General features: G+C 44.8%; 12 protein-coding genes. 6 read left to right on the forward strand and 6 right to left on the reverse strand.

Translation table 11 applies throughout. The features are described from left to right. Positions 1-81: 81 nt before the first annotated feature. From ACTS60_RS18805 to ACTS60_RS18815, 3 genes are all read right to left on the reverse strand, one after another. Complete coding sequence (locus ACTS60_RS18805) at positions 82-348, reverse strand: hypothetical protein (RefSeq protein ID WP_010453008.1); 267 nt, start codon at positions 346-348, stop codon at positions 82-84. Positions 349-627: 279 nt separating this feature from the next. Continuing rightward, positions 628-3,786, reverse strand: coding sequence for an efflux RND transporter permease subunit (locus ACTS60_RS18810; protein WP_440889486.1), 3,159 nt, complete (start codon positions 3,784-3,786; stop codon positions 628-630). A gap of 13 nt (positions 3,787-3,799) precedes the next feature. After that, positions 3,800-4,957, reverse strand: coding sequence for an efflux RND transporter periplasmic adaptor subunit (locus tag ACTS60_RS18815; protein WP_045385548.1), 1,158 nt, complete (start codon positions 4,955-4,957; stop codon positions 3,800-3,802). 584 nt (positions 4,958-5,541) lie between these two features. Here ACTS60_RS18815 and ACTS60_RS18820 point away from each other — a divergent pair. From ACTS60_RS18820 to ACTS60_RS18830, 3 genes are all read left to right on the forward strand, one after another. After that, positions 5,542-7,059, forward strand: coding sequence for a phospholipase D family protein (locus ACTS60_RS18820; protein ID WP_440889487.1), 1,518 nt, complete (start codon positions 5,542-5,544; stop codon positions 7,057-7,059). A gap of 117 nt (positions 7,060-7,176) precedes the next feature. After that, on the forward strand, positions 7,177-7,764 hold the full coding sequence (locus ACTS60_RS18825; RefSeq protein ID WP_440889488.1) for a class I SAM-dependent methyltransferase: 588 nt from the start codon (positions 7,177-7,179) through the stop codon (positions 7,762-7,764). Between the two features lie 21 nt (positions 7,765-7,785). Continuing rightward, a complete protein-coding gene (locus ACTS60_RS18830; protein WP_409384089.1) occupies positions 7,786-8,349 on the forward strand; it encodes a GNAT family N-acetyltransferase in 564 nt (187 codons plus the stop codon). Positions 8,350-8,404: 55 nt separating this feature from the next. Here the strand turns inward: ACTS60_RS18830 and ACTS60_RS18835 are convergent, their stop codons facing one another. Beyond that, positions 8,405-8,878 (reverse strand): ASCH domain-containing protein, encoded by a 474-nt coding sequence (locus ACTS60_RS18835; protein ID WP_440889606.1) that lies wholly within the window; start codon positions 8,876-8,878, stop codon positions 8,405-8,407. A 179-nt stretch (positions 8,879-9,057) separates the two neighbouring features. On the opposite strand from ACTS60_RS18835, the gene ACTS60_RS18840 reads away from it, so the two are divergent. Then, positions 9,058-9,909: a tetratricopeptide repeat protein gene (locus ACTS60_RS18840; protein ID WP_440889489.1), complete on the forward strand. Its 852-nt coding sequence runs from the start codon at positions 9,058-9,060 to the stop codon at positions 9,907-9,909. A 2-nt stretch (positions 9,910-9,911) separates the two neighbouring features. After that, positions 9,912-10,307, forward strand: coding sequence for a DUF2391 family protein (locus ACTS60_RS18845; protein WP_005441475.1), 396 nt, complete (start codon positions 9,912-9,914; stop codon positions 10,305-10,307). A gap of 15 nt (positions 10,308-10,322) precedes the next feature. Here the strand turns inward: ACTS60_RS18845 and soxR are convergent, their stop codons facing one another. Next, the gene (gene soxR / locus ACTS60_RS18850) at positions 10,323-10,763 is read right to left on the reverse strand and encodes a redox-sensitive transcriptional activator SoxR (RefSeq protein ID WP_440889490.1); all 441 of its coding nucleotides are present in this window, start codon (positions 10,761-10,763) and stop codon (positions 10,323-10,325) included. A 480-nt stretch (positions 10,764-11,243) separates the two neighbouring features. Here soxR and fusA point away from each other — a divergent pair, with 480 nt between their 5' ends. Further along, on the forward strand, positions 11,244-13,268 hold the full coding sequence (gene fusA / locus ACTS60_RS18855) for an elongation factor G (RefSeq protein WP_440889491.1): 2,025 nt from the start codon (positions 11,244-11,246) through the stop codon (positions 13,266-13,268). Between the two features lie 108 nt (positions 13,269-13,376). Here the strand turns inward: fusA and ACTS60_RS18860 are convergent, their stop codons facing one another. After that, on the reverse strand, positions 13,377-14,558 hold the full coding sequence (locus ACTS60_RS18860) for an MFS transporter (RefSeq protein ID WP_440889492.1): 1,182 nt from the start codon (positions 14,556-14,558) through the stop codon (positions 13,377-13,379). Positions 14,559-14,563 lie beyond the last annotated feature (5 nt).

Raw genomic sequence — 14,563 nt, forward strand, 5'->3', positions numbered from 1 at the left:
CACTAGCGCCACACTTGTATCGGATGCACTCTGGTTAATCACTCATCCTTGTGACTAACACGGAATCTTTGTGGTCAGAGGTTATGACTTGGTTGCCCCTGTCTTCTGGCATTTGATCTTTACCAGTTGAGCTTGCTGTTCTTTGATGTGTTTAACAATACGGTCATCGCGTTCATCAATTGCGTCCATGTTCATTTGTTCGATGTCCGCTACTGCCTCATGCTTCATTGTTGTAAATTCTTGACGTAGATCTGCACTCCACTCTTCTTTGTCTAGAGTGTTGGCAGCAGCGATTGGTGATGACATTACAGCAATAAGACCTAGAGTAGATAGAAATACGCTTTGCATAATAAGCTCCTTAAGGATTAGCAGTTCATTGGGTTGCACTTTATACATTGCACATAGAATGCCAACTTTTTAAGCCTTTAATATCAACAGCTTAAATGTGCATTTATTTTCCTACCATCTGCTCAATGGCGAATTTCACACACACAGTGTTAAATTAACCAACGATATTTATGAATATTTAACCATTCACTCAACTTATAGTATAGAGTCTATTCCAGTTCGCTTAAGGCATAAAAAAAGCAGCCCGAAGGCTGCTCTAGATTTTCGCTTTAGATGAAACTAGCTTTGCGTACTTTCGTTACCAACAGCGCTTGATGACTGTGACTTAAACTGACCAATCAAGCGACCAAAGAATCGCTTCACAATGCGGAAGATATTTTTAATATCTTCTAACATCAGGTACAAACACGGCACCAAAATCAAGGTAAGTACGGTTGCAAATAGAACGGCAAAACCAAGCGCTACCGCCATAGGAATAACAAAACGAGCCTGCAAGCTGGTTTCAAACATGATAGGTAGAACACCAGCGAAGGTGGTAATTGACGTCAGCGTGATCGCTCGAAAACGTGCACATCCAGCGTCAACGACAGCCTGCTTAATGCTCATGCCTTTTTCACGCACTTGATTGACGTAATCCGTCATCACCAACGAATCATTGATAACAACACCCGCAGCAGCAATTAAGCCAAAGGTCGACATCATGCTGATATCCATGTCTAGCCAGAAATGTCCCCAAATCGCCCCCGTTAAGCTAAACGGAATTACCGACATAACAATCAGTGGTTGTGTGTAACTCTTCAATGGCACAGCGAGCAAGATGTATACGATAATCATACCTGCGATAAAGAACATGATTTGCTCATTACGTTGTGCCGCCTGCTCTTCGATGTCACCACCCAATTCAGTTTTCACACTTGGGAAGACTTTCTGCATATCCGGCAGAATGTTATCATCGATAACCTTCACTACTTCCTGTGGCTCTACCAATTCCTCATCAATCGAACCATACACATACACAGTTTGATAGCCACCCTCACGGCGAATACTGCTTACTCCTGGTTGCTCACTAATCTTAACCACGTCACCAAGCATGACCTTTTTACCTGCTGGCGTCGTAATCACGGCATAGCGCAAAGAAGAGAACGCTTCACGAGTAAGTTGTGGGTAACGCACCATAACTTTGATTTCTTCACCGTCACGGATAATGCGCTGCGCTTCACCACCATAGAAGCTACCACCTACTTGCTCTGCGATCATGGTGAGATCCAAGCCTAAGTCATAAGCGACTGGAGCAAGAGATAGCAACACTTCTTTACTACCGGAATCGATAGAAGAAGAGATATCGTACAGACCTTCTTCTTGCTGTAAGCGACCAATCAAGTAGCGACCCGCTTCATTTAGCTCATTGATGTCCGAACCAAATAGCAAGTAACCAAACTCATCACGGTCACCGCCACCTGCGCTTTGTTCACGAATCTTAAAGCTCTTCATTCCCGGAATGACTGGCATAGCTTCACGCCAACGACGAGCAAGTTCAAAGGTATTAAATGGACGGAGCTGTTCATCCACAAGTGGCACGAGAATACGACCTTCTGTCCGACTGCGATTATAGGAAAGCACATCGCGAATCATGCCTTGCCCGTGTTCATCAATGATCTGGTTTTCGATGTTTTGCATTACACCTTCAATGGTTTTTAACGCATTGATGGTTTGCTCACTCGATACCGTATCATTCATCTCAATCGTAATCGCTGGGTAATCCGTTGGTACTTTCGGATTAGGAATCACGCGCACGTAGTTTGAACTCACTAAAGCAGCACTGATTAACAGCAAGCCACAGAAGAAAGCAAACACCGTCCAGCGCCAATGAGTACAAGCTTTCACAAAGCTACGATAAGGTCCGTTTACAAAACCAAAGAAACGCTTGTTGAAGCCATCGCGCCAACCACCTGGCTTGATAGGTGTGAAATTGGTGTGCGCCAAGTGAGCCGGAAGAATCAACTTAGATTCAATCAAGCTAAAGATAAGACACAGGATTACCACACCCGCAATGCCATAGAAAAATGCACTATCAATACCGCTTGAGAGTAGGAATGGGGCAAATACCGCAATCGTGGTTAAAACACCAAAGGTAGCAGGTGTCGCGACACGTTTAACACCCGTCACAACATTCTCAACACCACCTCCCTTTTCTTCGATCTCACTGTAGGCACTTTCTCCGGTCACGATGGCGTCATCCACCACGATACCAAGCACCATAATAAAGGCGAACAAGGAAACAATGTTCACTGTGATACCCAACATTGGCATCATCATCACAGCACCTAAGAAACACACTGGCAGCCCCAGCATTACCCACATTGCCAATCGGAAACGAAGGAACACCGTCAACATGATCGCAACTAGCGCTGCACCTTGAAGCAGGTTTTTCAGCATCATGTCGAGACGACCATTGAGGTAATAGGTCATATCAACCAACACCTTGAGCTGAATGTCGTCAGGTAGGGTTTTGTTCTTCGCTTCGATGTAGTTACGAACCGATTCGGCAACTGGAATGATGTTTTGATCACGCGTGGCTTGAACCGCCATGTAGATTGCGTTTTGGCCCGAGTATTCGAAGTAACGATCTTCTTCTGTGAAGCCGTCTTTAATCGTTGCTATGTCTTGTAGGAGTACCTTCGCGCCATTCGCCCCAAGCTTGACTGGGATATTGCGGAACTCATCACCATGGTAGTACTGGTTCTCAATACGTACCGCGATCATACCTGCGTTGGTTTTTACTTCACCAGCAGAATAGTTCGCAGAATAACGACGAATCGCATTACTCACATCGTTCAACGTCAGGTCGTATTTACGCAAAACAAGCGGATCGACTTCAATCGCAATCTCTTCTTCGGGTGCATTCAAGTCCACCAGCATAACGTTTTTCAGTTGTAGTAACTCATCTTCAACTTGCTTGGCGATGGGCTTGAGCTCTTCTAGTGGTCTGTCACCCACCAGTCCCATCTCGATTACTTCTTGTCGCCATTCAACCTGATAGACATTAATTGGCTCCATGCTCGCTGGTAGATTGGATAAAGTGTCTACCCGCTGCTTAACATCGTCCAGAACGCGCTTTATGTCTGTATTTACGTCAACTTCAATCGACACGTAAGCACTGCCCCGGGAGGCTCGTGCAACGGTCTTTTTAATACCAGTAACGTCTTTGATCGATTCTTCGACTTTAACCAAAATACTCTCTTCAATCTCTTGAGGAGACGCACCAGGGTAAGCAGCCCGGATATTGATGTAGTTAATTTCAACGTTCGGAAACATCTGACGTTGAATAAACATAAAACTCACAATACCCATGACGATGATGAACATCATCATTAGGTTCGCAGCAACAGAGTTATTGGCAAAATAGGCAATAATGCCCTTTTGTTGATTATCTTCCATGATCGACCCCTACTTACTGTACGACGGTTTCGGAGTCGTCATTCTTTTTTGCGACTTGAACTGCCATGCCCTGTTGTGGATACTCAGGCAAAGTTAGAACCAGCTTGTCCGATTGCTCTAGGCCCTCACCGACGAGGAGAAACTCACCTTCTGCACGAAGCACATTAACGGTTCTTGGTTGCAGTTCATTTTCACCGTTCACAACCCAAACTGTGCGATTTTTCACTAACTCTTGAGGAAGGCGGTAAATGTGTTTGAGCTCTTTACCAGTAAAGCTCACTTCAACATACGAACCAAACTTAATCGGTGGCTGATTGTTGTCTAGGCCATATGGGTCTCTAACTTGGATCACCATGTTAATCATGCGCGTCGCACTATCGATCATGCCAAGATCTCGAACGACTTTACCTTCACGAGTGGTAGAGAGAATCCCTTGTTGGGTCACCGTAGCATGTAGCTCTTTCAATGATTCAGGTAAGAACGCACTGTCAAAGCCTGCGATAGGCACGTGAATCTCTGCCACTTCGATATTGTTCAACGTTGCAACGCGAGAACCTGAAGAGACAAACTGCCCGACCCCAATTTCACGCTCAACCACTAGCGCATCATAAGGCGCCACTACCTTGCAGTTTTCTAGATCGCGTTTCGCTCGTTTCAACGCAGCTTGAGCAGACTTAACTTGCGCTTGCGCACTAAGTACTTGCGGCTTACGTAGGTAAAGATCGGTCACTTGCTTGTCGCTTAGTTTCTTCGCCTGACGCTTTGCCACTTCCGCTTTTGCCTGCTCTTCAATCAGCGAAGCACGCGCACTCGCTAACCCCGCTTCAGCTTGTAGAACAGCCGCCTCGTAGTTATCACTCTCTATCGTGAAAAGAACCTCACCACGCTTAACAATACCACCCGTCACGAAGTTTGGATGCCAACTCACCACCTCACCGCTAACTTGGGCAGCTAGGTGTGTCTTTTCAAACGGAACCATTTCGCCATGGCTAGTAATGACAACTTTATGATCGGTAGGAAAGAGTGAAGATATTTGTACTGTCGGTTCACTGATGGTGTCTTTGATTGACTCTTTTTCCGGCGCCGTTGCAGCGATTGCGGCATAACCCGCATAAGAGCCACCAATGACAGCGAAAGGTAAAAGCCAACGTAATACTGGTTTTGCTAACATCGAAAATCCTTTTTATTTTTGTATTCTTCCATTTGTCCCCATTAGGCCTTGCCTTAAGCCAAGTTAAAAAGCCAATTGCTCAATAACCTTGCTACCTACTCCCCGCGGACAAACAGTGAGGTTTTGCATCTGAAATAGACAACTTTATAAGAGAGCCGTGCTTGCGTTGTTTTTGCAAATATCCATCACAAGTAAACTATCCATGGCAAGTTAATAAAATTAACAAAAAGTTAACCATCTTCGCAAGTTACAGCCTCTCTCGCTCACTCTTTATACGCAATGAGCATGCCAAAGAATTAACCATTAAATATCAACAACTTACTTTGAAAGTGTTATTTTTCACAGTTCAGTGTTGGCAATAACCACCAGATATTAGTGATATTGACCAATTACACCGAAAACATCACCCAAAAACATGATATTGTCCGCCCGAATAATATCGTTTCCAAAATGGCTATCATCCAAACCGGACTCAGTGATCTATTGAAAAATCTGCGACTTTGCGACAAGCATGCACGTTACCAGTCTTCGAAGCTTGATATATAATCAAAGGGTTGCGTCGTGTATTAACAAGGAAGTGTGTATTGCTACGTTATCTCTCTAAAGCCTTACTTGGCTCTATGCTTGTCCTGATCTCAGCATGTTCGTCGATCCAGCCAAGAGATCCCAGTGAGAAGTCCACCAGCTTTCAGTTTGGCTACCAAGCAGACTCCGCACTGGCTGAATTTTTTGAAAGCTACGATAAAGCTCCTGATTCAGACACTGCTTTCTATCCTCTCAATCAAGGAAATGATGCGCTTTTGGCTCGAATCGCACTGATTGAATCTGCAGAGAAAAGCATAGATCTGCAGTACTACATCTATCGCAGTGACGAGACTAGCCAACTTATCACTTGGCGTTTATATGAAGCCGCTCAGCGTGGTGTCCGAGTTCGTTTATTATTAGATGACATGCAAAAACGTAATGATGCAGGTATGGCGGAGCTGAACGCTCATCCAAACATAGAGATTCGTCTATTCAATCCCCATCATTATCGCGAAGCCCGAGTCTTTGCCTTCGCAAGCGATTTCGACCGATTAAATCGACGCATGCATAACAAATCTCTAATTTCAGATAGCGTCTCTGCCATAGTGGGCGGCAGAAACATTGGTAATGAGTACTTTTCTTTTGAATCCAATGTAGAGTTTGGGGATTTTGATGTGATGCTATTTGGTGAAGTAGTCACACAAACAGCAGACCAATTTGACCTTTACTGGAATAGCCTTTACGCCGTTCCAATGGAATGGATTGTCCCAAACTCCAACAAAGTTGATGATGACGAAATTCAAGCCCAAGTTAAAAAGTTGGGGTTAGAAGCGAAGTTCTCAACCGGTCGGTATAACTTCAAAAAGTTGGATCTGTACGAAAAACTACAACAGGGTCAACTGAAATTGTATTGGGGTCAAGGTGATGTCTGGTTTGACTTACCCGATAAAATCGAAACTCAAGAAAGCCAACTTGTTGCCAACTTAAGTGAGCTATTAGAAAGCGTTGAAGATTCGTTTGTACTAATTTCCCCTTACTTTGTACCAACAGAATCGGGAACCAAAGCACTGACAGAAGCCGCCCAACGTGGGGTTGATATCACGATAGTCACTAACAGCTTGGCATCAAACGATGTGTTTGCCGTTCATGGCTGGTACGCCAAATACCGTGAAGATTTGGTTAAAGCAGGGATTAAACTTTGGGAAGTAAAAGCCAGCGCCAAAATCAAAAGCAAATGGAGCTTAACGGGCAGCAGCCGAGCAAGTCTACACGCCAAAGCCATGATGATCGATGGCAAAACCTTATTTGTCGGTTCAATGAACTGGGATCCTCGCTCTGCAGAGCTCAACACCGAAATGGCTGTGGTTATAGAGCAACCAGAGTACGTAGAGAAATCTCTAGCACTATTGCCTGAGCAACTCAAAGAAAGTGCTTATCAAATAGCCATTAAAGATGGTGATATCGCATGGCTAGATAAAGAGACTGGCGAAGAATTCAATTCAGAGCCAGAAGCGAGTGTGTGGCGAAAAATGGGCGCTTGGTTTTCGGGAATTCTTCCAATCGAAGACCAACTTTAAGTCACTCACACTATGGTAAATTAAAAGTTCTTTACTCGAAGAAATTGGTTAACCTTTGAAAAATCAAAGCGCTATTCATGGTTGAGTCGCGTTTTTTATAACTAGAAAGGAATCGCAATGTCAGCAACATGGAACGAATACTATCAGAAGGTTGCGAGCCAACCTCACCGACCAAACGTAGAACGAGCCGCCAACCTGCTTACGCTCAACACCAAAATCGCCATTGATGCAGGATGCGGTATCGGTCGAGATTCCAACTATCTTCTCAAACAAGGCTTTACCGTTTACGCGTTTGACACTCATCAAGATGCGGTGGAAACTTGCTTGACGCGTTTCGAAGACAATCCTAACTTTTCCATATCGCAGTCTTGCTTTAGTGATTTTCATTACCCGCAATGCAGCTTGTTCATTGCCAGTGCCAGCTTGTTCTTTTGCCCTAGCGAACGCTTCGAAAGCGTGTGGCAGAGAATCAACGAAACATTACCGCCGGGTGGTGTATTTTGCGGGGATTTACTGGGGATTCACGATTCTTGGGTTGGCGCAAACACACATCCAAATATCAGTGCGTTTACTAAGGAAGAAGTGGAAGCATTATTTGAGGATTACGAGATCGTCCACTTTTATGAGAGGGACGAAGATGGCTGCACAGCCGTTGGTAGTACAAAGCATTGGCATATGTTCAGCATCACTGCAATTAAACGTTAGTGCATTATAACAAGGAGTGTTATGTACCATTTTCAAGGTGTCACATTAAGAAGAGCGATTCCGGAAGAAGCAAAAGCACTTTATCAGTTGATCACTGAAGATGAACGATGGGCTGAGTTCAATGGCCCTTACTTTCCATATCAGACACCAACACTAGAGGGCTTTCGCAACAACACCTTACAACGACTAATGAAAGGCGAAGACATGTTGTTGATTGAGTTCGAGGGCAAACCCGTCGGCTCTGTCAGTTGGTATTGGGAATGTGAAAGCACACGTTGGTTAGAAGCAGGCATCGTCATCTACGATTCCGACTACTGGAACAAAGGTCTGGGCTTTTGCGCGCTAGTGCCTTGGATAAGCCACATCTTTGATACTCAAGAGATCGAACGAGTCGGGTTAACAACTTGGTCGGGCAATCCAAGAATGATGCGCTGTGCTGAAAAGCTTGGCATGCAGCAAGAAGCTCGCATTCGTAAGGTACGCTATTACCAAGGCGAGTACTACGACTCGATCAAATACGGTGTATTAAGAGAAGAGTGGCAAGCGCTGATCCAGCAACTGTATAGTCAAGAACAGTTAGCTTAAGTCATTGTGCATAAAAGAAAAGGCTTAGTATTTAACGAAGCCTTTTTTATCAGGTTCATGTCAATTTCGGATAAACCACTACAAACCGCTCTAGCAGCAATAATCGCTGTTCGTGCCACTCAATGCCTAACTCATCACACTCGGCTTTGAAAAACCGAGTGTGTGCGTTTCGCCACCAAGCCATGGTGCGGTCACCTTCCCCTTCTGCGTGAGCAAAATCCTCACTCACGTCTGCATATCGACAAGTACTAACATCCGTGATTCGAATGATGCACACAGGTTCACCATCCCAGTTTGTCACAACTTGTAAGTGACCTACTTGCGGCATTACTTCTCCTTGTTGGCTATACCAAAGTTCCATGCTGCAAGATGCGGTTTTCTGACCAATTCTTACCAACTCAGCACAATTGTTGGCGTTGTACTCATCAGCACAGTAGTAATCCGCACTCACCGATGGGATTACGTCTTTTTCTTGCTGAGGCAATGTTTGAAGGTATTGTTCGAGGTAGGCTTGTGATTTTGCGTCCATATTGCTTGCCATTGGTTTCCAGTGGAGAAGAGAGTATCTATTCACCACAAAAAGAGCAACGCAAAAGCGTATTAGAACACGTTATAAAACAAGCATTTTTCATGAGAATTTTGCTAAACCTCATCTCTATTTGCTATGGTTTCAGAGATTCACCCATTCTCGACGCAAAAGGACGTTCTATGCGCTTAATCATCGGCATCTTCTTCGCTGCTCTTCTCTCTTTTCCAACCTTAGCAGCAGAAGGAAAACATTCAGAATCCGATCTTTTAGACAGACCACTAATGGAGCGTTATATCCTCGATGAACTGAAATCTCTGCGTCAGGAACAACAAGATCTTGAGCGACGAATGATCGTTGAGATCACTGATCGTGAGTTAACAGTCGCTGACAAATCATTGAACTACGCGAATGTGACCGTCACGTACTTCTTCTACATCATTGCTGGTGTTGCCTCGCTCATCGCCTTTGTAGGTTGGCAATCACTACGAGAATTTAAACACAACACCAAAGAGATGGCAGACAAGCGATTAGAAAAAATAGCCCAAGAGTACGAGAAGAAGTTTTTAGCATTAGAACGCGACTTAAAGCGTAAGACTCGCATCATCAGCGAAAACAATAAAGAAATTGAAAAGATCAACGAAATCCATAACTTATGGCTTCGTGCACAAAGCTCACAAACTCCGGAACAACGCATCGATATCTACGATGAAATTTTGCTTGTTCGCCCTGGCGATTTAGAAGCGCTGACTTACAAAGCCGACGCCGCTATGGAGATCAAAGAGTATCACTGGGCATTGAGTCTCTGTAACCGCGTACTTGAAGTGGATGACACCAACGGTCCAGCCTTGTATCAACGAGCTTGTGCATACTCTCGTTTAGGGATTGAAGAACAAGCAATTGAGGACTTGGAACGTGCGATTGATACCAGCCCTTCAATTCGTGACTTGTTGGCTGAAGAACAAGATCTCGAGCTGCTTCACGGTCATGAACGCTTTGAGCAACTCTTAGCAAGCAGCACGCCTGAGTCTTAAGCATGAGCAGCCACTTTAACCTTGAAGATGCCAGCCAAGTTTTGGTTGGCGCTTTTGCTCTCGCCGTCCCTATTTCTTTCTCGGAAGAAGCGTGGCGCTTGGGTGAAAGCTTGCCGATGTTGAATTTGCTGATGCTATTCAGCTTGTCAGTACTCTTCTTAGGGTTTTTCGCTTATCAAAGCGTATTTCAAAGCAACATAAAAACGCGCGTTGCCGTGTTCATCTTTCGTGTTGTGATTGCTTACTTCATTGCCGCTGTGGTGGTGGCTTTAGTGCTATTCTGCATCAACAAACTTCCTTTATTCACCGACCCACTAATCGCCCTCAAACGGGTGATTGTGATTACCATGCCCGCTTCAATGGGCGCGATTGTGGTGGATAGCTTCGATAAGGAATAGCCAACTCGGCGATTGTTATGACTCTTGTTCGTTGAGAGTTAGATTCGAACCTGCATGATCTTTACCAAGCACATCTTCAGGGTTTCTTAATGCACAAGTTTCTAGTGAGAGACACCCACAACCAATGCAACTACCCAAATCGTTTTGTAGCGCTTTAAGCTTTTGAATCTTTTGCTCTAACTGCTTATGCCAATGACTGGCCATGGTTTCCCACTGCTGCTTGTTGGGTGCCTGATGCTTGGGTAATTCTTCTAACGCTTGTCTGATCTCTTCCAACGATAAACCGACTTGCTGCGCGGCTTTGATCACTGCAACACGGCGAAGCACGCTGCGATGATAACGACGTTGATTACCTTGATTTCGCCAACTTGAAATCAATCCCTTCTGTTCATAAAAGTGCAATGCCGATACCTTCACTCCAGAACGCTTTGCTACCTCACCTACGCTGATTTCCATTTATTGTCCCTCTGAAAAAACAAAGGCCTAAAGATTACAGTTGCCCTTTGTTAAACAGAATATTAACAAACAACAAAACCAAAATCTAAATTGCCCATCTTGTCTAAAGACAACCCTAACATGTGATTTTATACTGACTAGATCGCTCCACCGCTCCTATTGCCACACAAGCAATGAGAACTCCAAACACGCATCTCTTAATTCATGATCCAGATTAAAAAATAATCACTTCCAGCATGAAATAAGTCACATAAATTATACTGCTATTACGGCATGCTAGTGTTGTAGTAACCCCTTATCTTATTTCAGCAAGGTGGTGGTTGTATGTATAGAGTCATCCGAAAAATGACATGGAAGACGAAAAGGCGGTAAACCCGCCCTACTCCAATGCAGTTCATGACCTGATATCAGGTTTGCTTTGGAATCGTTGATGTCTACAAAGACATGTTCGGTTTCGCAAGTCATTTGCAAGGAGGCTCTATGCCTATCAATAAGATCCGCAACGTCGCTTTTGTCGGTCAAACGGGTACCGGCAAAACCACTCTGATAGAAAAACTGCTCTACACCTGCCAAGCCACTAACCATTTAGGGTGTGTCGAAAAAGGCGATACCGTCACCGATTTCGACCAACAATCCATCCAATATCAACACAGCATCGAAGCCACTCCAGTCACCCTCAGCTGGAACAAACACCGCCTCAATATCATCGACACGCCCGGACAGAGTGAACTGCTCGGACGCACGCTCAGCGTGTTCCCTGCCGTTGAAACCTCAGCGCTGATCATCGACCCACAAATGCCCATCAACCAAACTTCTGACCGTTTATTCGCCTTTGCCAAAGAGCAGCAAAAGTGCCAGATGATCATCATTAACAAGCTCGACAATCACGGTAACCAACTCGAGGCTGTGATGGAAAACATCATCGAGCATTTCGGGGATAACTGCTTACCAATCAACTTACCTGCTGCCGATGGTCAATCGGTTGTAGATTGCTACTTTGAGCCAGAAATCGAGCGCGAAACCTTACTTTCTCAAGTCGATGAAGCTCATGAAACCTTGATTGACCAAGTCATCGAAGTCGATGAAGAGTTGATGGAACTGTATCTCGAACAAGGTTCCGAACTGACACCGGAGCAGCTGCATGATCCATTTGAAGAAGCATTAAGGACCGGGCACGTGATCCCAATCTGCTTTGTGTCTTCCGAGACAGGCGTCGGGGTGGAACTGCTGCTCAGAACCCTAGCGGAAATCATGCCGATGCCAAATGAAGGTAACCCGCCACTGCTTGAGAAAAATGGTAAGAAGGTCAAAGTAAACTGTGAAACTCTAGAGCACAGCGTGGCGCATGTGTACAAAATTAGCGTCGATCCCTACATGGGCAAGCTCGCCTATTTACGCGTTTACCAAGGCGAAATCAACGCAGGCAGCCAGCTCTATGTTGGCGAGAGCAACAAAGCATTTAAAGTCGGCCATCTCTACCAGTTGCAAGGCAAAGAGAGAACTGAAATCCCAAGAGCACTTGCTGGCGATTTCTGTGTGCTCGCCAAAGTAGACGAGTTAGAGTTTGACTCTATTGTTCATGACTCCCACGAAGAAGATGGTGTGCAACTCAAAACCCTCAACTTCCCGGATTCGATGTATTCTCTGTGCCTCAAACCTGTTAAACGTGGCGACGAACAAAAACTCGGTGACGTGCTGAATAAAATCGCCAGTGAAGATCCATCACTTCGTATTGAGCATCGTGCACGTACCAACGAAACCATCATCAGCGGACAGGGTGAATTCCATCTAAAAGTCGCGCTAGAGAAGATGTCTGCGGTCTACAAACTGGAAGTGGAAACTAGCCAACCAAGCGTGGAATATTTTGAGACCATTACCAAGCCAGCTGAAGGGCACTACCGTCATAAGAAACAAAGTGGCGGCGCTGGTCAGTTTGGGGAAGTTCAGTTGAAGGTGCGTCCACTTGAGCGTGGTTCAGGCTTTAAGTTTATTAATAAAGTAGTGGGTGGCTCTATTCCGACTGCACTGATACCAGCCGTAGAAAAAGGTATTGTTCAAGCACTAGAAGAAGGGGCAATTTCTGGTAATCCAATCAAAGATGTGGAAGTCACGGTTTACGATGGGAAGTATCATTCGGTCGACTCAAAAGAAATCGCGTTCGTCATCGCCGGTAAGAAAGCCTTCTTAGATGCGATCAACAATGCAGATCCTATTGTGCTCGAACCGATTGTTCAAATGGAGCTTCACATTCCAACCGCGAATGTTGGTGATGTGTCCGGCGACTTATCTGGCAATCGCGGCCTGATTGAAGGAACAGAGCCAATCGACGCTAACTTCACCATGCTAAGAGCGAAATCTCCAGTGAACGAGTTACAAGATTATGCTCGTCGTCTACGATCAATTACTGGCGGTGAAGGCAGCTTTAACATGACACTCAGCCACTACGAACCTGCACCACCAGCGGTTCAGAAACAAGTGTGTAATGAATCAACACAGCAAAATTAATACACCTTTTCACTAACAAAAAGCGCCACTTATTTCATCATAAGTGGCGCAGGCTTAATGAAAGTAGGTCTAATAACATCCGCGGTTCGACATTTTAAGTTCGAGGAATCAACCCCATCTTAAAACACGAGTCTCATTACCCTCCTCTGGCGTAGCAGGAATATTTAGCGACAGCAATAGGCTTATCGCCGCCATACCAGCCCCGATGTAAAACACGCTTGAAGGTGAGACTAACCAAATGACACCAAAGGTCACCGGAATCACCACAGCTGCAATATGATTGATGGTAAACGCAACGCCCGCCGTTGATGCCATATCGGCAGGATCCGCTATCTTCTGGAAGTATGTTTTGATCGCGAGGGCTAAAGCAAAGAACAAGTGGTCAATCACATACAGCGCAGCGGCCCACTCTGCCGTTTGCACCAAACCGTAACCAACGAAAACAAAAATCAAACCGACGTATTCAAACATCAGTGCTTTGCGTTCACCGACAGCCCCAATAAAGCGGCCGATACGCTTAGCAAACAGGAAGTTGAATAAGTAGTTGATTAAGAAGAGAAGCGTAATATCTGCTGCCGAATAACCAAACTTCTCAACCATCAAGAAGCCAGCAAAAACCGTAAAGATTTGGCGGCGAGCACCACTCATAAAGGTTAGAGCGTAATAAAGCCAGTAGCGCTTACGTAGAACCAGTTTTTTGTTTTGAGGCACTTCTGTTTTGAATTCAGGGAAAGCAAATGCCATGACGATGATTAGGATAAAACCAACACCACCAGCCAACAAATAGACAGTTTTAAAATCCAGTTTAAGCTGTTCTAGTAAAACCCAAATAGCACCATAAGTGATTAAAGAAGCAAGCGCCCCAACCGAGATAAACTTACCTAACATCTCCGGTGCTTCTTCTTTAGAAAGCCACTGTAAAGAGAGGGATTGTTTTAAGGTCTCAAAATAGTGAAAACCCGTCGACATCAGCAAGGTGGTAAAGAGTAAACCAAATAAAGTTGGAAAGTATCCAGTTAACGCGGTACCCAGAGTTAGCATCGCTAGCGAGACTAACATAAATCGTTGTTCTCTAATGAATAGCAATACAAACACAACCGTAAATGCTAGAAATCCAGGGATCTCTCGAACACTTTGCAGTAATCCAATGTCTGCACCATCAAAGTTGGCTTTTTCAATCACAAAGTTGTTTAGCAACGCCATCCAAGTTGAGAACGCGATCGGGACAATGATGGATATCAGTAGAAGAAAGTTTTGCGGCGTTCTCCAGCTTTTCGTGGGCGTATTCATGGCAA

Origin of the sequence: Vibrio sp. WZ-1, from assembly GCF_052037695.1 — a bacterium.
Classification (GTDB): domain Bacteria; phylum Pseudomonadota; class Gammaproteobacteria; order Enterobacterales; family Vibrionaceae; genus Vibrio.

Excerpts from the sequence above, each read along its gene's own strand:
- ACTS60_RS18805 (WP_010453008.1), bottom strand. The coding sequence starts at position 348 with ATGCAAAGCGTATTTCTATCTACTCTAGGTCTTATTGCTGTAATGTCA.
- ACTS60_RS18810 (WP_440889486.1), bottom strand. The coding sequence starts at position 3,786 with ATGGAAGATAATCAACAAAAGGGCATTATTGCCTATTTTGCCAATAAC.
- ACTS60_RS18815 (WP_045385548.1), bottom strand. The coding sequence starts at position 4,957 with ATGTTAGCAAAACCAGTATTACGTTGGCTTTTACCTTTCGCTGTCATT.
- ACTS60_RS18825 (WP_440889488.1), top strand. The coding sequence starts at position 7,177 with ATGTCAGCAACATGGAACGAATACTATCAGAAGGTTGCGAGCCAACCT.
- ACTS60_RS18830 (WP_409384089.1), top strand. The coding sequence starts at position 7,786 with ATGTACCATTTTCAAGGTGTCACATTAAGAAGAGCGATTCCGGAAGAA.
- ACTS60_RS18835 (WP_440889606.1), bottom strand. The coding sequence starts at position 8,878 with ATGGACGCAAAATCACAAGCCTACCTCGAACAATACCTTCAAACATTG.
- ACTS60_RS18840 (WP_440889489.1), top strand. The coding sequence starts at position 9,058 with ATGCGCTTAATCATCGGCATCTTCTTCGCTGCTCTTCTCTCTTTTCCA.
- ACTS60_RS18845 (WP_005441475.1), top strand. The coding sequence starts at position 9,912 with ATGAGCAGCCACTTTAACCTTGAAGATGCCAGCCAAGTTTTGGTTGGC.
- soxR (WP_440889490.1), bottom strand. The coding sequence starts at position 10,763 with ATGGAAATCAGCGTAGGTGAGGTAGCAAAGCGTTCTGGAGTGAAGGTA.
- fusA (WP_440889491.1), top strand. The coding sequence starts at position 11,244 with ATGCCTATCAATAAGATCCGCAACGTCGCTTTTGTCGGTCAAACGGGT.
- ACTS60_RS18860 (WP_440889492.1), bottom strand. The coding sequence starts at position 14,558 with ATGAATACGCCCACGAAAAGCTGGAGAACGCCGCAAAACTTTCTTCTA.